The following is a 23,341-nucleotide window of genomic DNA, read 5'->3' on the forward strand; positions in this document are numbered from 1 at the left end:
AAGTCAATGCTCGGTTTCGCGTCATGTTGGCTTGGTATTTGCATGTATTTGCAAAAGTCATTAACGGTAAGAGATTGCCACTTAGAGAGGGTCTTATGAAACTAAGTATCGAAATGCATCAGACATTGGCATTGATCAATGCCGCCCTGCTCAGTGGTGATGAGCAGGCGCTAGGAGTTGCATTCGAGGGGGTTGAACTCACAGAACTTTTATCGCAAAAAACGATCGCTGTGGTGCGAGCCTTGGGAAAGGGTCCGTTGGTGATTTTGTTGTGTACGCTGGCCGAGCACAACGATGTGGAGGCGTTGGATGCCAAGCGTTGGTTGGCTTGCTACCAATCGATAGCGCGACAACATTTGGAACCTGAATTAGAGAATCTTGGAACGCATCATGTGCGGCGATTGGTTTTGAATGCCTTGATTGCTCGACAGCCTTTAAACGTCAATAGCCTGACCTCGCCGAAAATCAAAGGTACACCGCTGGATCTGCAAGAAGCAATGGAGCTGTTGATTGACCACAAGGATTGGGCCTCTGCTCAAGTCTTGCTAAAGCATTTAAAGCATCAGTTAATGGAAAAAGAAATTTTGAGCAGGATTGCAAGTTGTTTGTCTTCGCGCCATCCTTTGTATGTTGAGGCCTCAGGCTTGCCCCAAGTGGATGTAAATTACAAAGTTTTGGCGGATCTCTATGGGTTCTGTGCCGATGCGGCCAAGCAAGCCAAAGCAACTGATGTAGAAATCGCCTTGTCACATCTTTCAGCCAGTGCATTGGAAACAGCTGGTGACTATGCAGCAGCAGTCAGAATTCTGGACAAGACAGACCCACAGGAACATTCAGTTGCAGTGCAGTTAGACAGCGCGCGTTGCTGTTGTAAACAAGGTGATTTTCTTGAATCCATTAGGCGCCTTGATCATGTTCTCGGTCTGTTGGTTGAGAATCCAATTCAACAAGAGAAGATTTGGTTGGCGTCATCGCAAGAGACAAGGCTTGGAGAGTCTGATGGTGAAGAACCCTTTGACCTGAAGAAGGCCAACAAAGCGCTCAGCGATCTTAATGCCATGGCTACCAGCAAAGGCACACCTGTTTTTCTGGTCTCGGGCACATTATTGGGCTGTGTTCGCGAGGGGCAGCTGTTGTCACACGATAAAGACATTGACGTAGGCATAGTCGGTTGGGAAAACCAGTATGAGTTGTGCATGGCCTTACAGGAGAGCGGTTTGTTTACTGTTTCAGCCCAGTATCTGAAAGGGCAGGATACGTTTTACATTCCGGTTTGCCACAATGCAACAGGCATCTGGATCGACATTTTTGTTTACCATCCTCAAGGCAAACACTTGGTCACTGGTGTTGACTTCTTTTTTGGATACCGCCAAACCTTCGCATTCACACCATTTCAACTCAAGGATGTCCAATTCTTGGGGGTAGACATGAAAATACCTGCCAATTCTGAGCTTAACTTGACTGAAAACTATGGAGAATGGCGTTCACCTGATCCTAATTACTTGTCTCATCTGGAATCACCTTCGACGATGAACAAAGGTGCTTTACCCTACATGCTCACGGCGCGTTTATCTGCACTGTCGGCTATATCATTTTTGTTAGCACTCCCGCGGGAAAAACACAAAAATTCAATCAAAAAGTTGCGGAAAGTGCTGACTCTCATGCACGAACACCAACAACGCTCAGGTGGTATGGCGCAGGAACTTATAGATAAATTGAGGAACTTCACGATTCATGCAACCCTGGATCCTGAGGTGTGTGCAGGTTGAGCTACCTTTAGTCTTGAATCAGCAAAATTAGCTCAATAATGCAAGTACATATATCGGTTGCTGGTTAGCCTGCGACAACATTGCGGATCCAGCATTGTTCAAAATCATGGCCCGCGCCAGTTCTGCTGTGGCGAGGGCGTAATCTGCATCCATGATGCGACTGCGCGAAGCATTGGTGTTGAGCGAGACATTTGAGGCATTGTCGGCGGCATAGGTCAGGCGGTTCATCATTGCACCCCATTTGCCTCGTTCAGTGTCGATTTGCGTGATAGCTTGATCTATTAAATTTAGACTGGTTATGGCATGGGGCCGGGTGTTGATACTGGCGGTGGTGAGTGCTGTTTTTACGTCACCACTGTCGAACGATGCTAACGGAAGAGCTATGTTGTCTTCGCTACCAGGGCCGACATGAAAATATATGTTTTTGGCGCTGCCAGCTCCTAAGTCGAGCAACTGCATACCGTTCCAAGAGGTATTGGTGATGCTGTTGTTAATTTCGGTTTGCAGACCAGCAAATTCTTGCTGCATTGCATCCCTAGCATCTTGATCATTTGTGTCGTTGGCGGACTGAATGGCCAGCTCACGCATACGTTGCAGCATGGTTACCATCTGGCCAGAAGCACCATCGGCCGTCTGCAGCATTGAAATGCCATCGTTGGCGTTTCGCACGGCTTGGTTCAGGCTCAGAATTTGCGTACCCAGTTTGTTACCAATGGCCAAGCCAGTGGCATCGTCTGCAGCCGAATTGATGCGCTGACCCGTAGAAAGTTGTTCCATCGCTTTGTCCAGTGTGCGTTGGCTTTGAACCAGTGCATGCTGAGTAGCGATGGAGTTGACATTGGTGTTGACGATGGTGCCCACGGGAGTGCTCCTGATGCAAATCAGCCCATTTTTAAAGCGAAGACTCGCTATAGACAGCCTGACTGGGGGGTTAGGACAAAAAGCCCCATTCAGGGCTTTTTGTCTTGGAGGGAACTACCCATTAGCGCAAGAGTGATAGGACAGACTGCGGTGCTTGGTTGGCTTGTGCCAACATGGCCGTTGCCGCTTGCGAGATGATCTGTGTGCGAGCCAGTTCAGTGGTCGCAGTGGCGTAGTCGGTGTCTTTGATTCGGCTGCGAGACTCAGAGGTATTCTGAGAAACATTGGCCAGGTTGTCGCCAGCATAAGTCAAACGGTTGATTTTCGCACCCAAGTCAGCACGGAATGTGTCAACAGCTTTCAAGGCTGTATCAATCGTGCCGATAGCAGTCTTTGCACCAGCAGCCGCAGAGAGTGCAAGTGTGCCGATTGCCAAGCCAGCACTGCCAACCTGCAGATTCTTGAACGTGACAGTGATAGCCGAATCGCCGCTGTTCGCCCCGACCATGAAATTGGCTGCTGCTGAGGCTGTGGCAAATTTGGTGCCATCCAACAGTTTCATTCCGTTCCATGTAGTGTTGGTAGCAATTCGAGTGATTTCCTCGCTCAACTGTGTCACTTCGGCCTTCAATGCAGTGCGGTCATCAGTGGTGTTGGTATCGTTGGCAGCTTGAACAGCCAGTTCACGCATACGCTGCAGCATGTTCGTGATTTCCTTGGTCGCGCCTTCTGCAGTCTGAATCATGGAGATACCATCGTTGGCGTTACGCACAGCCTGATTCAGGCCACGAATTTGTGACGTCATTTTGTTGGCGATAGCCAAGCCGGCGGCGTCGTCGGATGCACTGTTGATGCGAGTTCCTGTGGACAACTGCTCCATTGCCTTGTTCATAGAACGGTTGTTGGCAGTCATAGCGTTTTGGGCCACGATAGATTTCACGTTGGTGTTGATAACTGACATGGTCTTACTCCTTGAAGAGATTTATTTCAAAAGGTTGGCAGGAACCCGAAGGGAGTAGGACCTGCCTGGTTTTCACAGAAAATCTGATTTGAATCTCTGTTACTTGATGAATCGGTAGCTGGTCAGAAAGCTTTAGGGCTTTGTTGATTTTTTTGCAAACTTCAAGACTTTTGGTCTTGCAGCAGGCCTTTCATGTCGTCCAGGTTGTGGGCAACGCGCAGGGCGGTTTCGCTGGGGATCTGGCGCACTACTTCGCCTTCGCGGTTTTTTACTGTGACCACTATCTTGTTGGCCACATCGTCCACGCTGAAGCTCAGATCGCGTTTGTTCTGAGTCATTTGCTTGTTCAGGTGCTCGGTGGCTTCCTCCAAGGTGCGCCGCGCCTCCCTAGGGTCAGGTTTGGTGTCGACTACGGGTTTGATCTCCACAGGAGGCTGTGATCGGGCCTGTACTTCAGCCGTGTGCGCAGCGGGAGTGGCCACGGGTGTGGCCGGCACGCGTGCTGCGTTGGTTTGAATGTCATTGCTCATGGCTTTGTCCTTGGTCTAGTCCCCGCTGGCAGAACTGGCGCATGGTCAACCGCCTGAGCGGTTCACCAATTGGGGATGTCGTGACTAGGATTCGGCCGCTCTGGACAGAACTTGAGCGGTTTTTTGCAAAAAGCGGCAAAAAATGGCCGGTTTCTGGAATTTGGCCCCGAAGAATGGGGCTGGTCAGGCCAGCGCTTAGCCGGTGTAGGCCTTCATCATGCCTTCAAAGGTGCCTTTCAGGCTGGTACGCAGGCTGTTGCTGTTGCCCACGATGCTTTCCATGACGCTGAACTGGTTCATGTAGCGGGTCATGAGTTTTTCCATGCGCTCTTCCAGCACGGTCAACTCTTCTTTGTATTTGGCAATCTGCGTGGTGGCGTTTTTGCTTTGGGTTTCGACCAGTCCAGTCGATAGCAGCATTTTTTCAATGCTGTTGATGGCCCCGCCGGCCAAGCCTGCAGGGGCGGTGCTGTAGATGCTTTGGTTGTTGGTGTCCGCGCTGAACATGGTGGACACCTCGGCAAAGTTGTTTTGCAGTGCGGTGTCGAGCTTGGCTTCGTCGAGAGTGAGTTTGCCAAAACGGTCGATGCTCAGGCCCACGTCGCGAGCGGCTTGGATGGTGGTGCCTGGCGTGCTGGAGGTGTTGGTGATGAAGCCCCGCACTTGGTTGCGCACCGATTGCAGCAGGCTCTCGCCTGCCAGCACGCCGCCGAATTCTTCGACCTCGCTTTTGCTGTCACCCAGAATTTTCAGGGTTTCCTCAAACTCGTTGTACGCCGTGACCAGCCCCTTGACGTTCTCTTTGATGCCCGCGGTGTCGCGGTTCAGGTCCAGGCGGGCGGCCCCTGTGGTGTTGGTGTACAGGTCAAGGGTCACGCCATCGATGACGTCGCTGACGGTGTTGCTGCTGCGGGTGACTTCGAGGCCGTTGACCTTGAAGCGGGCGTCGGTGGCGGTTTGCAGGTTGGTTGCAAAGCTCACGCCCGGCACTGGCACTTTGGGGGCGGTGCCGGTGGCGGTGCCGTCATCACTGGTCAGGCTGAAGTTTTTCGCAGCACCGGTTTCCCCGGTAATGACCACGTTGTAGCCGCTGCCGGTGTTGATGAGCTGGGCGGTCACACCCAGTTTGGCCCCATTGATAGCGCTGACCATGCCGGCCGGGGTGGCGTTGGTGACGTTGATGTCGCCTTTGGCCGCACCGCCCACGGTCAGGTTGAGCTTGAATGCAGCACCGCCATTGAGGACCGTGTCACGCGCAGCAAAGTTGCTGCTGGCCGTGCGCTGGGCCAGCGCGGTTTGCAGCACTTCGATGCTGTAGCTGCCTGCCTCGGCGGTGGTACTGGCGGTGACGCCAAAAGCGCTGGGCTGGGTGTTGCTGGGCTGGATCGAGCTGAAGTCGCTGGCGTCGTTGAGTTTGCCGAAGGCGGTTTTGAGGGTCGACAGGGCGTATTTGATGGCACCGTAGCCGGTGATCTTGGCTTCGGACTTGGCGATCTTGGCGTCAATGCGCTCTTTTTTGGGGGTTTTTTCGGCGTCCACCAGACTTTGGGCCAGCGCTTTGACGTCGATGCCGGAGCCGGCGCCGAGGGTGTTGACAATGCTGCTGGTGGCCATGGGGTCGGTTCGCTGGTGGGGTGTGGACGTTGAAGGTCAGTTCTTGGATTCGGCACGGCGGCTGGAAACTTGAGCCACGGTGTGGACTTCAACCCCGGATGTAATCAAAAAGTGACATGCCTGAGATTTTGGAGAAGCTGCCCATGGCGGCTTCCAGGGCCATCATTTCCTTGTTCATGCGGGTCACGGCCTCGGCATAGTCCAGGTCTTCGATCTCGGAGAGCGTCGATTTGATGCGCAGGGTGGTTTCGTCCAGCACGTCGAGCTGCGATTGGAGAACCGACTGGTCCGAGCCGTTTTGGGCTTGGGCCAGCGTGAGGTTGTTGTGCATCTGGGTGAGGTCGGCCACGCCTTGGTGGATTTTGACCGTTTGGCTGTTGTTCACGCCTTCGATCATTTGGTCCAGGGCGTCAAAAAACACCACGGCCTGTCCGTCGTCTCGCACCACGCGGCTGAACACGTCGGTGCCTGCGCGGGTGAATTGCACGGTGCGTTCCACACCCGCCGGAATGCGGGTCTGGGTTTGGTCGCCCTGGTAGATGACTTTGCCGCTGGCGTCTTCGGCAAATGCGGGCGTGTTCACCCGGGTGCCCGAAAACAGATAGTTGCCGCTGTCATCGCGCGTGTTGCCCAAGCTCAGCAGTTGGTCGCGCAGGGCTTTCATTTCCATGCCGATGGCTTTGCGGTCGTCAGGGGCCAGGGTGTCGTTGGCTGCTTGCAAGCCCAGCTCTTTCATCCGGATCAGGATGTCGTTGGACGAGGAGAGGGCCGTTTCTTCGGCCGTGTAGCGGCGCATGGCCACCTCCAGGGTCCGCGTGTGGCTGTCCTGGCGCTGCACCTCGCCCTTGAGTCGCTGGATGGCGGCGGCCTGGTCGGGCGCGGCACTGGGCGAGAGGATTTGCTTGCCCACGGCCATTTGCGCTTGGGTGGTGGCCAGTTTGTTCTGGATGGTGCTCATGCGCTCGGTGGCGCGGTCAAACAGGAATGAGGTGGAGATTTTCATGAGGGCTCCGTTCAGCGCACTTGCAAGATGGTGTCGAACAAGGCCATGGCGGTTTGCATGACTTTGGCGTTGGCCTGGTAGGCCTGCTGAAAACGCACCAAGGCCGAGGCCTCTTCGTCCAGGCTCACGCCCGAGATGCTGTCGCGGGCCTCTTGGGCCTGCTGGTAGACCACTTGCAGGGCCTGATCGGCAATAGCGGCTTGCCGTGCGACGTTGCCCACCTGGTTTACACGTTCGATGTAGGCCTCGGTGATGGTCAAGCCGCCGGGCATCAGGCGCTCGTCTTCGAGTGCCACCAGGCGCAGCATGGTTTCGTTGTTGCCAATGCCGTCGCGGTTGCCGTCGATGGTGAATTGGTCGCCCGATTTGGGGGCAGTGGAAAATTCCAGCTTCAGGCCCCGGTAGCTCAGGCTGGGGGTGGCCGACAGCGGGTCAGGGATGAGGCTGCGCTCGGCCAGCACGGTTTGGGTGCGGCTGTCGATGATTTTGTAATCGCTGTCGCTGGTGAACTCGACTTGCAAAGTGGAGGCCCGCAAGGTTTGTTTCATGTCGCCCTGAATGCCTTCGAACTGGGCCGTGATCTGGACGCTGCTGGGGGCATCGCCTGGCACCAGGCTGGTGTCGGTCACAAACAGCAGCAAATCGTCGGGTGTGCCCCCCTCAATGCTCAATTGCGTGTCAAAGCCCAGGCGCCGCAGATCGGCCGGGGTGCCCGTGCCCATGCCCAGGCGAATGTCGTCGCTGGTGTTGGCGGCAGGGCGACTGAGCACCAGTTTGCCGTCTTGCACCGAGGCCGTGATGCGGCTGCTGGCGGGGTCGGAGGCAGTGGCTGTGTTGAGCCAGTCCACCACTTTGCTCAGCGTCAGGGGGCCTGCCAGCGCGGGCAGGTCTTTGCCGTTGAGGGTCAGGGTGCCAGCGGCCAGGCTGCCGGCAGATTCGACAAAGGTCTGACCGGTCAATCGGGCCGCGGTTTTGAGGGACGGCAGGGCTTCGCCCGTGGTGGAGTCAAATTGTTGCTCCAGTCCGATGTCGGCCTTGGCTCCGAGAAACAAATCCATGCCCAGATACGTCGCGGGCACTTGGGCATTGAGCGTCTGGGCGCTGTAAGTGGCACCGTTTTCCATGCCATTGGCGGCCTTCACCAGCTGGGTTTGCTGGGTTTCGCTCAGGGCGCTGCCCAGCAGGTGCCGGCCATCGCGGGTGAGCACTTGCAGCGTTTGGCCTGGGGCGGGCGCTTGCAGGGTGAGCGACAGGTTTTGGGTGCCCAGCGGGATCAGGCCCAGGCTGGCGTAGCCCTGGCTGGACTCGATGTTGACCGGGATGCTGGCGATTCGGGGGGCTTGGGCCAGAGCCAAGTCGCCACGCAGCTGGTTGGGGCCCAGAAAGTCGGGGGCGTTGTAGGCGATGCGGGCTTGAGCGCTGCCGCTGTTGAGCGGGTCATCGATGACGCGGAACTGGCCCGCTGCTGCGATGCGGTTGGCATCCTGAACCAGCAAGTTCATGCCGGCCGCTTTGCCGTTGGGGCTGGGCGAGAAGCCAAACAAGTCACCCCCCAATTGACCTTCGGCATCCAGGCCATCGCGGTGCACCGCGTTGATTTCGTCCACCAAGGTGCTGGCCAGGTCATTGAGGCTGTAGGCGGCTGGGCTGAGCACTTGCTCGCGAAAGCTCATGACGCCACCGATCTTGCCGCTGGTGATGCCGGGCAGGGTTTCGGGCGAACCGTAGGCGTCGAGGATGAATTCCAGTTTGCCCGGTTCGATGGTGGACTCGCTCACGCTGATGGCGCGGGCCGTGGTCTTGCTGACCAGGATGCCCTGGTCCAGCGTGTCGCCCACGCTGACGGTGACCGCGCCGTTGGGCTCGAAGCGGGTTTTGGTGGCCACCAGGCCAGACAACTCGCGCAGCAGCAGGTCGCGCTGGTCCAGCAGCTCCGAGGGTTGCTTGTCGGCGGTGGGGTGCTTGGCCAGCTGTTTGTTCATCAGGGCCAGTTGGCTGGTCAGGGCGTTGACTTGCCCGACATCGGTTTCCACCGATTGCCGGGTTTCGTTGCCCATGATCTCGAATTGTCCGGCCAGTTGCCGAAAGCGTGCGGCCAGGCCGTCGGCATCACGCAGGAAAATGCTGCGCGAGACCACCGAAGCCGGGTCGCTCGAGAGGTCGCGGGCGGACTCGAAGAAGCGGTTCATCGCCGTGGTCAGGCCGATGCTTTCATCGCCCATCACGTCGATCAGGCGGTTCACATACGACAGCATGGGCTTTTGGCTTTGCAGGTCGCTGTTGCTGTTGCGCAAGTTGGACTCGACAAACGCGTCGTACTGGCGTTGCACCGCATCAAAGCGGGCTCCGGTGCCCAGGTAGCTGCCGCCCATCTGGCGTGGCTGGTTGGACGCCAGGGAAACATCCTGGCGGGTGTAACCGTCGGTGTTGACGTTGGCGATGTTGTTGGAGACGGTGGCCAGCGCACGTTGGTACGCGTTGACGCCCGAGCTGCCAATGCTGAGCAAGTCACTCATGGCTTAGCCTCCGGGGTGACGCGGTCGAGTTTGTAGCCCGTTGCGCGTTCGAGTTCGTAGGCCTTGATGGCTTCCGGTTTGAGGGACATGGCTTCACGCGGTGGATTCAGCGGCATGGCCCGGGCTTCGGTTGGGCGCAGTTGCAGGGCATCCTGTGTGCTCAGGCCCTGGGCTTGCGTCATCTGGCGCTCCATCATGTCGGCCAGGCCCATGCCGCCGCGCTTGACCATCTGCAGCGAGACTTCCTTGTCCATCAGGTCCTGGTACATGTCCATGTTGCCGCCGTCGACCAGATCGCTTTTTTCGATCGATTCGCGCATGGTTTTCATCATCTGCTGGATGAAATAGGCTTCGAACTGCTCAGAGGTCTGGCGGATGGCTTTGGACGGGTCTTGCGCCGCCTCACCCTTCAAACGCGTGAGGGCGTTGAAGTCCAGGTAGGTGCTGGAAGAGGTGTTGGTGGACAAGTCGCTCATGGGGAGGCTCTTTAGATCACGATCAGTTCGGCACGCAAGCTGCCCGAACTTTTGAGGGCTTCGAGGATGGCGATCAGTGCCGAGGGCGTAGCACCCACCTGGTTCACCGCATCGACCACTTGGCGCAAGTCCACACCCGGCTGGAACAGGAACATCGGGTTTTTGGGCTCGGACACGGCGATGTCGGCGTTTTGTACCGCGGCGGTTTGGCCGCGCGAGAGGGCATTGGGCTGAGAGATTTCGTTGGTGGCAGCAATCGCCACCGAGATCGTGCCATGCGCCACAGCAGCGGCTGTGACACGCACATTGCGGCTGATGACCACGGTGCCGGTGCGCGAATTGACAACCACGCGGGCAGGCGGTTCGCCAGGCACCACGTCGAGGTTCTCCACCATGCTCATGAAGGCCACGCGCTGCGACATGTCGCTGGGGGCCTTGATGGCGAAGGACATGCCGTCCAGTGCCTGCGCGGTGCCTTGACCGAAGTTTTTGTTGATGGCGTTGACGATGGCGGTGGTGGTGGTGAAGTCTGATTCGCGCACGTTCATGACCACATGGTCGGCTCTGTCAAACGGGGTGTCGACGATGCGCTCGACCGTGGCACCCCCGGGTATGCGGGCAGAGGTGGGCACGCCAATGCTGACCTTGGAGCCGGCTGCGCTGGTTTCCACGCCAGTGGCTGTCAAGGCGCCTTGGGCCAGGCTGTAGATCTCGCCGTCAACACCGCGCAGGCTGGTGAGCAGCAGGTTGCCGCCGCGCAGGCTGGTGGCTTTGCCGATGGCGGACACGTTCACGTCGATTTTTTGACCCGGCTTGGCAAAGCCGGGCAGCTCGGCTGTGACCATCACGGCGGCCACGTTTTTGATGTCGATCTTGCCGCTGGTGGCGTTTTGTTCAAAGTCAGACAGCGGGCCATCGATGCCCACGCCCAAGCGGGCCAACATGGCCTTCATGCTTTGGGCGGTGAAGGAGACATCGGCACCGTCGCCTGTGCCTTGCAAGCCGACCACCAGGCCGTAGCCAATGAGCTGGTTGGTCCGACCGGCTGCGACCGAGGCCAGATCCTTGACGCGGTCTGCCCAGGCCGAGCCGGAGAGACCGAGCCATAAGATGAGGGCGAAGAGGGTGGATTTCATGGGTTTTCCCGCGTGCCTGTGGTTTAGAAAGGCCAGAACTTCATCAGGGCGTTGGTGCCCCATCCGGCTTTGGCGGCGTTGGCCATGTCACCCGTGCCTCGGTAGGCGATCTGGGCATTGGCCAGGCGGCGCGACTGCACGGTGTTGTTGGGCGAGATGTCTTCGGGGCGGATGATGCCGCTGACCTGGATGATCTCCGCGCCTTCGGTCAGGGCCAGTTGTTTTTCGCCACGCACCATCAGGTTGCCGTTGGCCAATACTTCGACCACGGTCACCGACACGTCGCCGATCAGGCTGGCTTGCTGGTCGGCTTCACCACCACCTACGCTTTCGATGTTGGCGCGGCTCAAGTCCACGCCACCCATGATGCCCTGCAGCCGTGTACCCAGAACCTTGGTCGGCAGGCGCATGCCTTGGACGCGTGCATTCAACCCATCGGGGGCACTGGCCACCGAGGGGATGATGTCGTTCTTGGCGGCACGTTTGACGCTGCCGCTCTGGGTACGGCCAGCCTGGGTCGATTCATTGAGCAGCACGGTGATGACATCGCCCACGTTGTAGGCGCGAACCCGGCCAAACCAGTTGTCGCTTTGACGGCCGTTGTAAATGGCGCCTGTGGCCATTTTGGGTTTTTCGACAGCGACCGGCAGCACCGGGGCGAATTGGGGGGAATGGGCCATGGGCGCATTGGGCGAAGCGCAGCCGCTCAAGCCGAGCACCAGGATGATGCCAAAGGCGCAAGAAAGTGACAGTGTTTTCTTCATGGTGTGCGGCTTACATGTTGTTGTTCAGGAAGCGCAACATGCCGTCCACGGCAGAGATGGCTTTGGAATTGATTTCGTAGGCGCGTTGGGTCTCGATCATGTTGACCATTTCTTCCACCACGTTCACGTTGGAGGCCTCCAGGGCCCCTTGCATGAGTTGACCGGCACCGGCCACGCCGGGCTGGCCCACTTGGGGGGCACCGCTGGCAGTGGTTTCTTTCATCAGGTTTTGGCCAATTGACTGCAGGCCGGCCGGGTTGGCAAAGCGGGCGATCTGGATTTGGCCGATCACCTGGCTGCCACCGCCGGCTGCCGCCTCGACCGACACCGTGCCGTCCTGGCCCACGGTGATGCTGGCCACGTTCGGGGGAATGGTGATGGCGGGCTGCAGGGGTGCGCCGTTGGCCGTGACCAATTGGCCGGTGGCCGAGAGTTTGAAGCCACCGTCACGGGTGTAGGCCGTGGTGCCATCGGACTGGGCAATCTGGAAAAAACCTTCACCTTGAACGGCCAGATCCAGTGCGTTTTTGGTGGTGACCAAGCTGCCTTGGCTGTGGGTTTTCTCGGTCGACACAATGCGCACACCGGTGCCCAGCATCAGGCCCGTGGGGGCCTGCGCATCGGCGCCGACCTGAGCCCCGGGTTGACGCAGGTTTTGGTAGAGCATGTCTTCGAACGAGGCCCGGTCGCGTTTGAAACCGGTGGTGTTGACGTTGGCCAGGTTGTTGGAGATGACCGACATGCGCGTTTGTTGCGCGTCCAGGCCGGTTTTGGCAATCCACATTGATGCATCCATGGGGGGCTCCTGTCAGTGGTTAGGCGGTTTTCATCATGGAAGCACCCGACTCGTCGAGCGTTTTGGTTTCCTTGATGATGCGAATTTGGGTTTCGAAGCTGCGCGATTGGTCGATCAGCCGGGTCATGGCCTCGATGGCGCTGACGTTGCTGCCTTCCAGGGCTTGGGGAATCACGCGGGGCGGGGTGTTGCCGGCGGGGATGTCGGCGCCGTCGGCTTGGCCGTCCAGTTTGAACAAACCGTCTTGGCGGCGTCCCAGCTTCACGTCGCTGGCATCGCGCAGGCGCAACTGGTCGATGAAGACCGAAGGTGCCGCACCGGCTTGTGTCGGGTCTTTGGCGTAAACGGAGCCATCGGGGTTGATGGACACCATCATGCCCGGGGGCACAGCGATGGGGCCGCCCTCACCGAGCACCAGATGGCCGGAACCGTTTTCCAGCTGGCCCTGGGCGTTGACTTTCAGATCGCCCCGGCGCGTGAAGGCCAGGTCGCCGTTGGAGGCTTGAACTGCCAGCACGGCTTTGTCGGCCAAGGCAATGTCCATCGGGCGGCCGGTGGCCATGATGGCACCGGGTTCGAGGCGGATCAAATCGCGTGCCACGGCCTGGGCCTGGAAGCGCGAGTCAAAACCCGGGCCTTCCACTTTGACCGACTGCAAGGCCACGTCGTAGCTGCTTTTGAAGCCCACTGTGGACACGTTGGCCAGTTCATTGACCAGCACCTGGCGGGCTGTGGCCTGCTCCTTGATGGTGGCGTTGGATGTGAAGACAAGGCGGTCCATGGTGGTTTTCTCAGAGGTTCAGACGTGCGGGGTTCAGGGCATCAAGAACGGATGTTGATGATGGCGCTGGTCATGGTGCTGCTGGTCTCGATCGCTTTGGCGTTGGCCTGGAAGTTCCGCTGGGCGGTGATCAGGTCCACCAGCTCTTGTGTCAAGTCCACGTTGGCACGTTCGGTAGCACCGGCACGGATCGAGCCGAAACCGGCCGAACCGGCTTCACCGACCTTGGCAATGCCCGAGGTGGCCGAGGCCAGGTAACTGGCGTCACCCACCTGGCGCAGACCCGAAGGGCTGGAGAAGTTGGCCAGCACGATCTTGCCCAGCGAGTTCTGCGAACCGTTGGAATAAGTGGCGTTGACCAGACCGTCCACGCCGATGTCCAGACCCATGAGCTCACCCTCGGGGGCACCGTCTTGCGCTTGCGACAGCACCGCAAACGAGCTGGAGTATTGGGTGGACTGTGTGAAGTCGATCGACATGGTCAGCGCACCCTTGCCGCCTTGCAAGAACGCGGTCTCAAAGCCCATGGGTTTGATGGGGGAGATCGGCTTGCCGGTCAGGTCAAAGGTGAGCTCGCCGCGGTCCAGGAACACGGGCCACCAGTCGTTTTTGGTGTTCAGGTCCGAGATGTCTTCGGTTTGCTTGCCGTTGCGCACGTATTGCAGGGCACCGTTGTCGGCGTATTGGGCCAATTTGATCCACTGGGTGGTCTGGCCAAAACGCATTTCGGTGTTGGCCAGGCCCCAGTCGGGGTGACCGGTCACCTGAATGGAGGCGGCATCGCCCGTGGTGCCGGTGGTGAACACCAGTTGCTTGGCTTTGGCGTCCCATTTGACGTCCACACCCGCCACTTCGCGCTTGCTCACCGGGTCCACGATGGAGTTGATTTTTTCCTTCAGCTTGGCGGCCAAAGTGTCCATGGAATAGTTGCCGGTGTCCACATTGATTTTGGCGGTGATGCCGTCCACCGATACAGTGAAATCGTTGTTGGCTTCCACCACCGCGACGTTGCCAGAGGTGTTGATGGTCAAGGTCTCGCCCGCCAGGGTAGCCGGGTAGCTGGGTTTACCGCGCTGCGCAGTCTCCAGCGAACTGGGGGTTTGCAAGACGCCGAGGCCCGAGGCGTCGGGGGTGACCCCCAACAAGTTGTTGGACAGTCGCTCGGACGCGGTGGCGGTGGCCACGGAGCTGGTGGTTTCCAGGCGGATGTTGGAGGCGTCGCCCGTGGTGCCCGAGTTGAAGGTGAAGCGGCCAGAGTCGGGATTGAAGTCCACGGTGATGCCGAAACGCGCATTGACTTTGGGGTCAACTTCGGCCGTGTTGGTGTCGTCCGGGGTATCGGGCAGCTTGCCCATGACGTTGTTGATCTTGATTTGCAGGTTGCGCGCCAGTGTTGTCGGGTCCTGGTCGGCCTCGGTCAGGGTGTAGCTGATGGCGGTCACAGGTGAGTCGTCTACCGACAACTTGAATGCCATGCTGTTGCCGACCTTGAAGTCGGTCGATGTGGCTGTGGGGCTGGTTTTGTAAAAACCTGAGGCGATGTCGAAATAAGTGCTGTTGATGGCGTCACCGACCGCAGGTGCGGGCGTCGAGTTGCGCACGTCGGTCAGCTGGTCCAGCGTGTACATGGCCACTGTGCCGCTGGGCGGGGTGACCGAAGGATCTGATTTGGGGCGGATGTCGCCGTACTTGTTCACGAACAGCTCCGAGCCCACGGCATTGGAGGCCTGTTGCAGCGCGGGCTTGACCTGGGTGTCACCCACAAAGAACTCGGTTTGCCACTTCGAGAAGGGGCTGCCAGGGCTGGCGTTTTGCGTCTTGGTGTAATAAACCGTGGCCAGGTAACCGTTACCGCCGCTGTCGTACACGGTCAAGGCGGTGCTTTTGTTGTAAGTGGCAGGGTTGCTGCGGTCAAAGTCGGCCAGGATCACGGGAGAGTCGGCCGGCAGGTTCAGGCCCAGCTGGATCTTGGTGGTTTCACGGGCTTCGCCCGAGGTTTTAGGAGGGATCACCAGGGGGGCCAGACGTTCAAGGTCGGCCTTGCCGGACGAGTCCACCGAGGCGGCCAGCAGGCGTTGGCCTGTGGAGTTGACCACGTTGTTCTGGTCGTTCAGGGTGAAGGAGCCGTTGCGGGTGTAGATGTCCTGCAGGCCGTCGGGCGTTTTGAGCGGGAAGAAACCGTCACCCGTGATGGCCAGGTCCAGCGAGTTGCCCGAAGTGGAGATGTTGCCCTGGCTGAATTCCTGGCTCACTTGCTTGAGCGAGACGCCCTGACCGATGTTGCTGGATGACTTTTGCAGGGGCGAGGTCGAGAAAATGTCGCCAAAGTCAGCCCGCGAGCGCTTGAAGCCCGAGGTGCCCACGTTGGCGATGTTGTTGGAGGTGACGGCCAGCTGCGCGGTGGCAGAGTTCAGTCCGGTGAGCGAGGTGTAGAACGACATGCTGAAAGGCTCCTGAAATTCGTGTGTGTGGGGGTGTGTTCGGGTGGTTTACAGGCCAACGCGCTTGACGTCGCTGAGCAGCAAGGTCTTGCCGCCATCGACTTCGACACTGACGCTGCCGTCGCCGGGATTGGTCGAGATGGCGCGAACGGTCGACAGGGTGCTCACCGAGACGGGGGTGGTCTGGCCATTGACCACGGCCACGGCACTCAGGCGGTACAAGCCGGTCGGCACGGGGTTGTCGGCGGCGTCTTTGCCGTTCCAGGTCACGGGGGTGGTGCCCGGCAATTGAGGGCCGGCGATCAGCTCTTGCACCAGACGGCCTTGGCTGTCGTGCACGTTGATCTGCACGCCGCTGGCCCCCATGGGCAGGTCGATGTTGGCGTCCAGAGAGTTGCCCGACGTCAGCAAAGTCGCGGCGTCGCTGACGGCCACTTTTTTGCCGATGAGCGAGGCGCTGTTGAGCATGCGCTCACCCGACATGGAGGTCACGAAACTGTCCAGTGAGCCTTGCATATTGGTCAGGGCTTCGAGCTGGGAAAACTGCGCCAGTTGTGCAACGAAGGCCTCGTTCTTGACGGGCTCGAGCGGGTTCTGGTTTTGCAGCTGAGCGGTGAACAGGGTCAGGAAGTCCTGTTTGCCCATGTCTTCGCTGGTTTTGGATTTTTTCTGGTCTTTCACGTCTTCGTAGCGCGTGACGTTCTTGAGCAGGCTGGAGGAGCTGACGGTATCGGTGGCCATGGGGTGCTTTCGGATCAGGCTTTGGTGATGTCCAGCGTGCGCATCATCAGTTGACGCGCCGTGTTGATCACTTCCACGTTGTTTTGGTAAGAGCGGGCAGCGGCCATCATTTCCACCATTTCGGTGACTTCGCTCACGTTGGACTGGTAGACATAACCGTCTTTGTCGGCCAAAGGGTTTTTGGGGTCAGACACGCGCCGAGGCGGGGCGGTGTCATCGGCCATGCGGTCGATCTTCACGCCGCCCACATAGGCGGCACCGGCGTTGGTCATTTGTTCGTCAACCAATGCCTTGAAGACGGGGCGCTTGGCGCGAAAGGCGTCTTTTTCGGCGCTGGCCACAGTGCCCGCGTTGGCCAGGTTGGAGGCGGTGGCGTTCATGCGGGTCAGCTGCGCGTTCAGCGCGGTGCCGGCGATGCCAAAAATGTTGTCCATGCTCATGCTCAATCTCCTCGCAGGGCTTTGCGCACGCTGCTGACCCGGTTTTCCAAAAATTGCAGGGTGGCCTGGTACTCGGCAGCAGCTTTGCCGTACTGGGCCTGTTCGACGCTCATTTCGACCGTGTTGCCGTCGAACGAGGTGTTGAAAGGGGTGCGGTAGCGCATGCCATCGTGGCCCATGTCTTCGCCGGCACCAAAGTGCCCGGCATTGGTGGCCACCATGGCCGTGTCGCGTTGTTGGGCCGCACTCATCACGGCCTTGAAATCGATGTCGCGGGCCTTGTAGTTCGGGGTGTCGGCGTTGGCAATGTTTTGCGCCAACACTTCGAGGCGACGGCTTTTGACTTGCAAAGCCTGTTCATGCACGCCCAGTGCTTGGTTCAACAAATTCATTTCGACTCCTGTGCTACGAAAGGGTGGCGATGATCTCGGTCCGTCGGTCTTTTGACGTTGTCCGCTCAAGTTGAGCGGGTTCGTGTCGAGTGCTGCAAAACTTGTGCCAAGTTTTTCTGTCACCTTTTGGGGGGGCTGCTCAAGGCAAAGCACGGCCTTTATCCAAGGGGGGCGGCAAAGTTTGGTCTGGGGCGGCAAGGGTTTGCCGGTGGGCTGGTTTTGACCGATGGCCCAGGTTGGTCCTGTTTTTGCTTGGTTTCATGCAACTCACCCCACTGTCAAAACTTCTACACCGATATGAAACACGCTTTGCAAATGCTGTGCCGCCTGCTGGATCTGCTGATCGCCCGGGGTCTTTTGCTGGGTTTGGTGGTGTGGCTCTTCAGTGCGCCATCTTTCGCAGCCAACCCGGGCAAGCCTGCCGGCCCTTCGGCTTCGCCCCAGGAGGTCTTGCAGTCGTCGGTGAAAAACTGGGTGGCCCAGTCGCGAAAAGTGTCTGCCGATCAGGTGTCATTGGCCCCGATGGATGCCCGCGTCAAAGTGCGTGCCTGTGACAAGCCCCTGAACATGGATTTGCCATTTGCCAGCGCCGAGACGGTTCGTGTGCGCTGTGAGCGGCCGGTTTGGCAGCAGTTTGTTCGTGTCAGCGTGGTGGGCAAAGCGCCCGAATTTCAGGCGCAAGCCAAGCCAGAAACCCCCACCGAGCCTGCCAAGCGCTGGGTTTTGGTGGCCAGCATGCCCCTGCAGCGCGGCATGATGCTCAACGAGACTCATGTTCGGCGTGCTCAGGTCGATGCTTCAGTGATGCCAGTGAATGTGCTGGAGCAACCCTCCGAAGTGCTGCACGCCGAAGTGGTGCGGGATGTGAGGCCGGGAATGCCCTTGCGCAGTCACGACATTCGGCCAACGGTCCTGGTCAAAAGGGGCCAGATGGTCCTGATGTCGGTGGGGCAGCCCCAGGGTTTTCAAATCTCCGCCCGGGTGGAGGCTTTGCAGGATGGGCGTTTTGGTGAGCAGATCAAGCTCAAGAATCGCGATTCCGGCCGTGAACTGAGCGGTCGTGTGCAAGGTCCCAACCAGGTGGTGGGCTTGTGAAACCTGTTGACCCGAGGTTTTGTAGGGTGAAATTCGAAAAATCTAATTTTCCGGCTCAAGTTCTAGAATCTCATGCCGATTCAGTATTCGAGCAGGGTCTCAGCTCCATGTCCAGAGACCAGAAAAGAGAAACACCATGACCGATCCCATCTCTCATTTCGGCCGCAAGGCCCAAATAGAATCTGCCAACCGCCAGTCGGTTGCCAAGGGTGAGCCGAGGGCTTTTACGCCAGCTTCCGAGGAAGTCGGGCGATTGGCTGCCCCTGCCACGGACGAACTGCGACTGAGCAAAGTCGCCCAACAAGCCATGCAAGAGCCCGAATTTGACCGCGCCAAGGTGGACGCCATCAAGACCGCCATCCAGCAAGGGCAGTACCCGCTGGATTCACGTCGGATCGCCGAGAACTTCATCGCGATCGAAAAAATGATCAAAGGCTGATGGCCCCATGACCGAGATGACCCGATCGGATGATCCGCACGACGCCATGCAGGCAGCCTTGTTGGCTGCGCCGCAGGACGCGGCGCGTCTGGCGGAGATTTTGGCTCTGGAGTTTGAAGCCCTGAAAATTCGGGATCTGTCCGCTTTTGAGGGCATTCAGGAAGACAAAACCCTGTTGTTGCAGCGCCTGGCGAATGTGGCCGCTTGGGCGTCCACTCAGGATCCGGTGCCAGCCCTGTGGCAAGAGATTCAGGCCAGTTTGCAGCAGAGCAAGCAAGACCATCTGCGCAATATTCAGCTTTTGCAGCGCCAGCTGCAGGCGGTCAAAGGCACTTTGCAGGCCTTGCAGGGCGAATCAGCAGCCCCCACCGTCGATTTGTACGACCGCATGGGTCAAATCGCCCGCCGTCCGGGTGCTTGGGGCGTTCAGCTGGCTTAAAGGCCCAAGCGGGCTGGCTTGCCAGCTGTATTTCAGGGCGGGCAGCTCGCCCATTTGTGCGTCCAGCCCATTCACCGGGGCTTTTTCTCATCGCCAGGGCGCATGCCCTTGAGCCAATACACCCACGACAAAATGACCGCCACCGCCGTGTACATCTCGGGCGGTATTTCGGCGTCCAGGTCCACCCGGCTGAGCAAAGCCAGCAATTGCGGGTCTTGGGCCACATAAACCCCGTGTTTCAAAGCCTCTTCGATGATCTTTTGGGCCAGATCGTCTTGCCCCTTGGCGCTGATGACCGGGGTTTTGCGGGCCCCGTATTCCAGCGCGAGGGCTTCCTTGAGTGGGGCTTTCATGTTTGCACGTCCAGCAGGCTGCCCGTGTCCGGCGGGGCATAGGGCATGGGCGCTTGCGGGCCCTGGCCGTGGATGATCTGCAGCCGTGTCATGTGCAGCCCCGCGCTGTCGAGTTCTTGCTCCAGGTTCGCCGCCATGGCCTGGGCCTTTTGTGCCACGTCTTCGCGTTCGGCCCACATGACCATGTCCACCTCGGTTTGCTCGCTGATGCGGGTTTGAAGCCAGACTTCGCCCAGATCGCGGTTGCGGGTGTGCAGGTGGATGACCAAAGGCGGTTTGTCCTGTCCGGGCTGACGCCTGCCGCGCACCAGCCGCAGAGCCACGGGATCGGCGTCGGCAAAAGGCAGCATCATCGAGAACACCCATTCGCGCCCGTTCAGGCTCTCACTGGCGAGCAATTGACGCGACTCGATGTCGTCGAGGCTGTCGCTCAACAAGCTGTCCTTGTCAGTGGCACCGCTGCGCAGCAGCTGGCGCAACACGCTTTTCAAGTCCATCAGCCCGCCGCCCAAGCCCTGCGTGAGCAGGTTTTCCGTCATGAAGCCGCTGCGGTGCATCGCTTGCTGGAGCTTTTCGGGGGTGAGTTGGGCCATGCTGGGGCGCAATTTGAGCCATTGCTGCAAAGCGCCCAGCTCGGGTGCCGAGGCGCTCAGGCCTTGCAGCAGACTGTCGAGCACGCCCGGGCGCAGCAATTGCGCCAAGGCTTGCATGTCAGGGGGTCTGAAGCCCAGCTGCTCCGTTCGGCCAGGCAGGCTGGCTTGGGCGGCAGGAGAGGGCGCAGCCGCAGCTTGCGCTGGCGCTGCTTGCAGGGGGCGCAGCAAGATGCTGCCATTGGCCAGCACCTGCACCCTGAACAAGGCGGTGTCACCCGCCGCCAGCCGCAGTCCGGCCGGCAGGTCTTTGGGCAGGTCAATGGCGGCCCCGGCTTGCCCGGGTTGCGGGCCTTGCAGCATCAGGCGCAGCGCGCCGATTTTGGATTCGAGGGTGCCTTGCACCACTTGGCCATCCCGCAAACCCAGCTCGGCAGCGGTTTTTTCGATGACCAGCGGCAGTTTGCCCTCCAAGTAAATGGTGGGCGTTTTGGGGCTGAGGTGGGCGGTTTCAGCCCCCGTGATCATGCGAACCCCAGCCTGCTGGCGGTCAAGGAAAGCGCACCCAGCGGCGCTTGTCGGGGCCGGAGGTTGGTGCGGGCTCGGCAGGCTCGGTCGATGTCTGAAACAGGGCCGCCGTTTGCGGGTACTGCAACAGGATTTGCTGGCGCAGGGCCTCAGGCGAGGGCAGCATCAGCACCGTCCCAGGCCGCACGGGGTAGGTGCGGCCCCTCGGGAAAATCCGCGGGTTGGCTTTGGCCAGTGCTTGGCGCATGAACTCGTCGTTCAGGATCAGCCCCGGCAAGCCGCGCCGGATGACGGCGTCGATGCTCTCGCCTTTTTGCACCGTGATGCTGGCCCCAGCGCTTGTGCCGTCGTGGGCCGGGGTGGCCTGTCCCGATGGGCTGGCTGGGCTTGCAGCGTCGCTCAGCGGTGTGGTCAAAACCTTGAGGGCCGAGGCCGCAGCCGCCGAGGTTTCGGCGGCTTGGACCGCAGAGGCGCCGAAGGCGGCGACAGCGCCGCACAGCAGCCAGGTCGCCAACTGCAGGGCGGCCTGGTGCCGTTTGGCGGGGGTGTCGGGCAGGGCGGTCATGGTCAGTGCTGGCATGGGGTGGTGGCGCATCGCGTCAGATCGAAGGTTCAAGGTCAGGCAGGGCCAGTTTAAAGCGGCAGGGCCATCCAGTGCCCTTGTGCGGACAAAGCCGGGCCGGCCAGCTGCTGCAGCTCGGTGCGCTCGGCGCCGACTTTGACCACTTGGGCCAGCGCGAGGTGCTGGGTGGCACCGGGCTCCAGCATCTGGCTGGGGATGTGGCTGGGGTTCACCAGCAGAACACGGTCGCCCGCCCGAAGCCCGCTTTCAAAGCCGGCTTGCAGTAGCAGCCCTTCCTGGCCGCTGCGGCGCACATGGAATTGCACCGGTTCGCATTCGGAGCGCTTGTCCAGTTGTTTGACCCAGACTTGCATCTGCTGCTGCACTTGTTCTTTGAGGCGGTGGAGCCAGGCGCTGGGGTTTTGGCCGGCGGCCTGGGGGTCGATCGTGATGACTTGTTCGATCTGCCATCGCGGCTCGATCGGCCCCTGGCTGGTGTGGCGTTCACCCAAGGTGAAGCTCAGGGTCCAGCGCCAGTCGTGCTCGTCCTGGTTCAGGGCGTGCCATGCCTGGCGCATGCTCAAGCCTGCCGCAGCCGCATGGGGCTTGAGCACCAGCTCGGCGGTCCAGCCGGTCGGGCTTTCACTGGGGCCCGTCAGGGCCCGCATGTAGGCGTTCTCGGGTGGCGTGGCCTTGTGCTGGGCACGCCAGCGCTGCGAGGCCTGCATCTGTCGCGTCCACGATTGGCTGGCGATGTGCATCAAGGATTGGCTGGCGAATTGTTGTGCGCCCGCAAAGCCCTGTTCCACCCGGGTTTGGAGCACCAAGGGCAAGCGCCAAGGGCGTGGCGGGGCCTTGCATTCGGTGGCCTGGGTCCGGGCTTCACGCCAGCCCCAAGGCAGCACTTCGGCGCTGACCTGTGGGGCGGCATCCTGCTCGTCTTGCAGATAGGACAGCACGCGCACACCCCGCACCTGGGCCTCCGATTGGAAGTGGGCGCTTTCGTGGAGTGCGCCTTTGTCGTCGATCCAGGCTGTGCTGAGCACGCGCGTGGGGCGATCGATGGTGGCTTGCAAAATCGCCTGGCGGATCGCTTCGAGCTGGGCTTCGTGCTGCTTGGCTGAGGGCGAGCGGGCAGTCCGGCTGGCCATGGGGACCTGGGGCTTGTCCAGCTGGCGCGCCTCGGAGGGGTTGGTTGCAGCGCTTTGCGCTTGCGCCCCGAGCGCTGCAGCGCACAAAAGCCCCGCGGCCAGCCCTTGGCCCAGGCGCATGACTTTGGCCGCAGGGCGGACGATGTGCTGCATGGACGCGCGCATGGACTTTGAGAGGGCCGGTGAGGTGAGCATGGTGTCAGCGGCGGCGTGCGGCCAATTGGCTCAGGTACAAGGTGCGCAGATCACGCACCACATGCTGGTCGAGCGACAGGGTGGTTTCATAGGTGTCTTCGCCCACGGGCGCGATGCTGACCAGCACCGCACCGTAGATCACGCCTTCGACCTTGGCGCGGAACGTGTCGCTCATGACGGTCATGTCGGCCACGGTGGTGGTCGCATCGAGTTGCTGGCCATAGACCTGCTCGGTGAGTGAGCGGTAGGCGTCCAGCTTGGACGCACGAATGGCCAACAGGCGTTGTTGGGCGGGGTTCTTGTGGTTCTGCACGCTGATCACCGCATAGCCTGTGGCGACCAGGGTTTCGCGCTTTTCAACCATGGGCGTGATCATGGAAGCGGGCGCGGCAGCCCCCGGTGTCTGGGCGTGCAGTGGGACCGTTTCACAGCCGGTCAAAGCCACCAGAGTGAGCAGCGCGAACGCCAAGGGTCGGTTGAAGGTCATCTTAAAACTCCAGAGGCAAGCCCGGCGCGTCCCGAAGTGGTTGGCCCGGCTGATTTGTCTTGACTGGAGTATCGGCAGCACCCGGGAAGTCTTGAGCGCAGAACGCCTGTTGCACGGGCCGGTGGGCACGGCTAGGACGTGTCAAAAATCAGACGATATTGTTAAATTTGTCTGTTTGTTCTCTAAAGTTATCATTTTTTCTTGCCAAAAGTGTCATAAGTGATTTATAAACTCAACATTGACATTAAAAACGAATTGACAGGGTTGGTGCTCGCACTCAC

The 23,341-nt window shown here is 59.6% G+C and carries 24 protein-coding genes; 4 read left to right on the forward strand and 20 right to left on the reverse strand.

Translation table 11 applies throughout. The features are described from left to right. The first annotated feature begins 23 nt into the window (after positions 1 to 23). Positions 24 to 1,769 (forward strand): hypothetical protein, encoded by a 1,746-nt coding sequence (locus ACZ5RT_RS08720; RefSeq protein ID WP_464452196.1) that lies wholly within the window; start codon positions 24 to 26, stop codon positions 1,767 to 1,769. A gap of 27 nt (positions 1,770 to 1,796) precedes the next feature. On the opposite strand, the gene ACZ5RT_RS08725 is transcribed toward ACZ5RT_RS08720, so the two are convergent. The 15 genes from ACZ5RT_RS08725 to flgB form a co-directional block, all read right to left on the reverse strand. Continuing rightward, the gene (locus ACZ5RT_RS08725) at positions 1,797 to 2,630 is read right to left on the reverse strand and encodes a flagellin N-terminal helical domain-containing protein (protein WP_464452197.1); all 834 of its coding nucleotides are present in this window, start codon (positions 2,628 to 2,630) and stop codon (positions 1,797 to 1,799) included. Positions 2,631 to 2,751: 121 nt separating this feature from the next. Beyond that, positions 2,752 to 3,591 carry a flagellin N-terminal helical domain-containing protein gene (locus tag ACZ5RT_RS08730; RefSeq protein WP_464452198.1) on the reverse strand — a complete coding sequence of 280 codons (840 nt, stop codon included), beginning with the start codon at positions 3,589 to 3,591 and terminating at the stop codon, positions 2,752 to 2,754. Between the two features lie 161 nt (positions 3,592 to 3,752). After that, positions 3,753 to 4,121 carry a flagellar protein FlaG gene (locus ACZ5RT_RS08735; protein ID WP_464452199.1) on the reverse strand — a complete coding sequence of 123 codons (369 nt, stop codon included), beginning with the start codon at positions 4,119 to 4,121 and terminating at the stop codon, positions 3,753 to 3,755. Between the two features lie 195 nt (positions 4,122 to 4,316). After that, positions 4,317 to 5,735, reverse strand: coding sequence for a flagellar filament capping protein FliD (gene fliD / locus ACZ5RT_RS08740; protein ID WP_464452200.1), 1,419 nt, complete (start codon positions 5,733 to 5,735; stop codon positions 4,317 to 4,319). 88 nt (positions 5,736 to 5,823) lie between these two features. Further along, positions 5,824 to 6,738 carry a flagellar hook-associated protein FlgL gene (gene flgL, locus ACZ5RT_RS08745; protein ID WP_464452201.1) on the reverse strand — a complete coding sequence of 305 codons (915 nt, stop codon included), beginning with the start codon at positions 6,736 to 6,738 and terminating at the stop codon, positions 5,824 to 5,826. Between the two features lie 11 nt (positions 6,739 to 6,749). After that, positions 6,750 to 9,254: a flagellar hook-associated protein FlgK gene (gene flgK, locus ACZ5RT_RS08750; protein ID WP_464452202.1), complete on the reverse strand. Its 2,505-nt coding sequence runs from the start codon at positions 9,252 to 9,254 to the stop codon at positions 6,750 to 6,752. Further along, positions 9,251 to 9,730, reverse strand: coding sequence for a rod-binding protein (locus tag ACZ5RT_RS08755; protein WP_464452203.1), 480 nt, complete (start codon positions 9,728 to 9,730; stop codon positions 9,251 to 9,253). Before ACZ5RT_RS08755 ends, flgK begins: the two co-directional genes overlap by 4 nt. An 11-nt stretch (positions 9,731 to 9,741) precedes the next feature. Next, a complete protein-coding gene (locus ACZ5RT_RS08760; protein WP_291924109.1) occupies positions 9,742 to 10,866 on the reverse strand; it encodes a flagellar basal body P-ring protein FlgI in 1,125 nt (374 codons plus the stop codon). A gap of 23 nt (positions 10,867 to 10,889) precedes the next feature. Further along, positions 10,890 to 11,630 (reverse strand): flagellar basal body L-ring protein FlgH, encoded by a 741-nt coding sequence (locus tag ACZ5RT_RS08765; RefSeq protein WP_464452204.1) that lies wholly within the window; start codon positions 11,628 to 11,630, stop codon positions 10,890 to 10,892. A 10-nt stretch (positions 11,631 to 11,640) separates the two neighbouring features. Further along, positions 11,641 to 12,426 carry a flagellar basal-body rod protein FlgG gene (flgG, locus tag ACZ5RT_RS08770; RefSeq protein ID WP_464452205.1) on the reverse strand — a complete coding sequence of 262 codons (786 nt, stop codon included), beginning with the start codon at positions 12,424 to 12,426 and terminating at the stop codon, positions 11,641 to 11,643. A 19-nt stretch (positions 12,427 to 12,445) separates the two neighbouring features. After that, entirely contained in the window at positions 12,446 to 13,207 is a 762-nt protein-coding gene (locus tag ACZ5RT_RS08775; protein WP_422169773.1) for a flagellar basal body rod protein FlgF, read from the reverse strand. Positions 13,208 to 13,248: 41 nt separating this feature from the next. Then, positions 13,249 to 15,648, reverse strand: a complete 2,400-nt coding sequence (locus tag ACZ5RT_RS08780; RefSeq protein WP_464452206.1) for a flagellar hook-basal body complex protein — start codon at positions 15,646 to 15,648, stop codon at positions 13,249 to 13,251. A 48-nt stretch (positions 15,649 to 15,696) separates the two neighbouring features. Then, positions 15,697 to 16,389: a flagellar hook assembly protein FlgD gene (locus ACZ5RT_RS08785; protein WP_464452207.1), complete on the reverse strand. Its 693-nt coding sequence runs from the start codon at positions 16,387 to 16,389 to the stop codon at positions 15,697 to 15,699. Positions 16,390 to 16,403: 14 nt separating this feature from the next. Beyond that, positions 16,404 to 16,829, reverse strand: a complete 426-nt coding sequence (flgC, locus tag ACZ5RT_RS08790) for a flagellar basal body rod protein FlgC (RefSeq protein WP_464452208.1) — start codon at positions 16,827 to 16,829, stop codon at positions 16,404 to 16,406. 2 nt (positions 16,830 to 16,831) lie between these two features. Next, complete coding sequence (gene flgB / locus ACZ5RT_RS08795) at positions 16,832 to 17,221, reverse strand: flagellar basal body rod protein FlgB (RefSeq protein ID WP_464452209.1); 390 nt, start codon at positions 17,219 to 17,221, stop codon at positions 16,832 to 16,834. A 297-nt stretch (positions 17,222 to 17,518) separates the two neighbouring features. Here flgB and flgA point away from each other — a divergent pair, with 297 nt between their 5' ends. From flgA to ACZ5RT_RS08810, 3 genes are all read left to right on the forward strand, one after another. After that, entirely contained in the window at positions 17,519 to 18,316 is a 798-nt protein-coding gene (flgA, locus tag ACZ5RT_RS08800) for a flagellar basal body P-ring formation chaperone FlgA (protein ID WP_464452210.1), read from the forward strand. 136 nt (positions 18,317 to 18,452) lie between these two features. Next, positions 18,453 to 18,755 (forward strand): flagellar biosynthesis anti-sigma factor FlgM, encoded by a 303-nt coding sequence (gene flgM, locus ACZ5RT_RS08805; RefSeq protein ID WP_464452211.1) that lies wholly within the window; start codon positions 18,453 to 18,455, stop codon positions 18,753 to 18,755. Between the two features lie 7 nt (positions 18,756 to 18,762). Continuing rightward, entirely contained in the window at positions 18,763 to 19,194 is a 432-nt protein-coding gene (locus ACZ5RT_RS08810) for a flagellar protein FlgN (RefSeq protein ID WP_464452212.1), read from the forward strand. A gap of 71 nt (positions 19,195 to 19,265) precedes the next feature. Here the strand turns inward: ACZ5RT_RS08810 and ACZ5RT_RS08815 are convergent, their stop codons facing one another. Genes ACZ5RT_RS08815 through ACZ5RT_RS08835 form a run of 5 tightly spaced genes read right to left on the reverse strand, consistent with a single transcriptional unit; the run spans position 19,266 to position 23,060 of the window. Next, positions 19,266 to 19,547 carry an EscU/YscU/HrcU family type III secretion system export apparatus switch protein gene (locus tag ACZ5RT_RS08815; protein WP_108426081.1) on the reverse strand — a complete coding sequence of 94 codons (282 nt, stop codon included), beginning with the start codon at positions 19,545 to 19,547 and terminating at the stop codon, positions 19,266 to 19,268. Next, the gene (gene fliK, locus ACZ5RT_RS08820; protein WP_464452213.1) at positions 19,544 to 20,665 is read right to left on the reverse strand and encodes a flagellar hook-length control protein FliK; all 1,122 of its coding nucleotides are present in this window, start codon (positions 20,663 to 20,665) and stop codon (positions 19,544 to 19,546) included. Before fliK ends, ACZ5RT_RS08815 begins: the two co-directional genes overlap by 4 nt. Positions 20,666 to 20,687: 22 nt before the next feature. Then, entirely contained in the window at positions 20,688 to 21,281 is a 594-nt protein-coding gene (locus ACZ5RT_RS08825; protein ID WP_464452214.1) for a hypothetical protein, read from the reverse strand. A gap of 17 nt (positions 21,282 to 21,298) precedes the next feature. Continuing rightward, the gene (locus tag ACZ5RT_RS08830) at positions 21,299 to 22,573 is read right to left on the reverse strand and encodes a hypothetical protein (RefSeq protein WP_464452215.1); all 1,275 of its coding nucleotides are present in this window, start codon (positions 22,571 to 22,573) and stop codon (positions 21,299 to 21,301) included. Between the two features lie 4 nt (positions 22,574 to 22,577). Then, positions 22,578 to 23,060, reverse strand: coding sequence for an LPP20 family lipoprotein (locus tag ACZ5RT_RS08835; RefSeq protein ID WP_291924138.1), 483 nt, complete (start codon positions 23,058 to 23,060; stop codon positions 22,578 to 22,580). Positions 23,061 to 23,341: the final 281 nt, after the last annotated feature.

The organism is Limnohabitans sp. TEGF003 (assembly GCF_055395455.1).

Bases quoted from the DNA above. Each gene is read 5' to 3' on its own strand.
- ACZ5RT_RS08720 (WP_464452196.1), top strand. From the start codon at position 24: ATGTTGGCTTGGTATTTGCATGTATTTGCAAAAGTCATTAACGGTAAG.
- ACZ5RT_RS08730 (WP_464452198.1), bottom strand. From the start codon at position 3,591: ATGTCAGTTATCAACACCAACGTGAAATCTATCGTGGCCCAAAACGCT.
- ACZ5RT_RS08735 (WP_464452199.1), bottom strand. From the start codon at position 4,121: ATGAGCAATGACATTCAAACCAACGCAGCACGCGTGCCGGCCACACCC.
- fliD (WP_464452200.1), bottom strand. From the start codon at position 5,735: ATGGCCACCAGCAGCATTGTCAACACCCTCGGCGCCGGCTCCGGCATC.
- flgL (WP_464452201.1), bottom strand. From the start codon at position 6,738: ATGAAAATCTCCACCTCATTCCTGTTTGACCGCGCCACCGAGCGCATG.
- flgK (WP_464452202.1), bottom strand. From the start codon at position 9,254: ATGAGTGACTTGCTCAGCATTGGCAGCTCGGGCGTCAACGCGTACCAA.
- ACZ5RT_RS08755 (WP_464452203.1), bottom strand. From the start codon at position 9,730: ATGAGCGACTTGTCCACCAACACCTCTTCCAGCACCTACCTGGACTTC.
- ACZ5RT_RS08760 (WP_291924109.1), bottom strand. From the start codon at position 10,866: ATGAAATCCACCCTCTTCGCCCTCATCTTATGGCTCGGTCTCTCCGGC.
- ACZ5RT_RS08765 (WP_464452204.1), bottom strand. From the start codon at position 11,630: ATGAAGAAAACACTGTCACTTTCTTGCGCCTTTGGCATCATCCTGGTG.
- flgG (WP_464452205.1), bottom strand. From the start codon at position 12,426: ATGGATGCATCAATGTGGATTGCCAAAACCGGCCTGGACGCGCAACAA.
- ACZ5RT_RS08775 (WP_422169773.1), bottom strand. From the start codon at position 13,207: ATGGACCGCCTTGTCTTCACATCCAACGCCACCATCAAGGAGCAGGCC.
- ACZ5RT_RS08780 (WP_464452206.1), bottom strand. From the start codon at position 15,648: ATGTCGTTCTACACCTCGCTCACCGGACTGAACTCTGCCACCGCGCAG.
- ACZ5RT_RS08785 (WP_464452207.1), bottom strand. From the start codon at position 16,389: ATGGCCACCGATACCGTCAGCTCCTCCAGCCTGCTCAAGAACGTCACG.
- flgC (WP_464452208.1), bottom strand. From the start codon at position 16,829: ATGAGCATGGACAACATTTTTGGCATCGCCGGCACCGCGCTGAACGCG.
- flgB (WP_464452209.1), bottom strand. From the start codon at position 17,221: ATGAATTTGTTGAACCAAGCACTGGGCGTGCATGAACAGGCTTTGCAA.
- flgA (WP_464452210.1), top strand. From the start codon at position 17,519: ATGAAACACGCTTTGCAAATGCTGTGCCGCCTGCTGGATCTGCTGATC.
- flgM (WP_464452211.1), top strand. From the start codon at position 18,453: ATGACCGATCCCATCTCTCATTTCGGCCGCAAGGCCCAAATAGAATCT.
- ACZ5RT_RS08810 (WP_464452212.1), top strand. From the start codon at position 18,763: ATGACCGAGATGACCCGATCGGATGATCCGCACGACGCCATGCAGGCA.
- ACZ5RT_RS08815 (WP_108426081.1), bottom strand. From the start codon at position 19,547: ATGAAAGCCCCACTCAAGGAAGCCCTCGCGCTGGAATACGGGGCCCGC.
- fliK (WP_464452213.1), bottom strand. From the start codon at position 20,665: ATGATCACGGGGGCTGAAACCGCCCACCTCAGCCCCAAAACGCCCACC.
- ACZ5RT_RS08830 (WP_464452215.1), bottom strand. From the start codon at position 22,573: ATGCTCACCTCACCGGCCCTCTCAAAGTCCATGCGCGCGTCCATGCAG.
- ACZ5RT_RS08835 (WP_291924138.1), bottom strand. From the start codon at position 23,060: ATGACCTTCAACCGACCCTTGGCGTTCGCGCTGCTCACTCTGGTGGCT.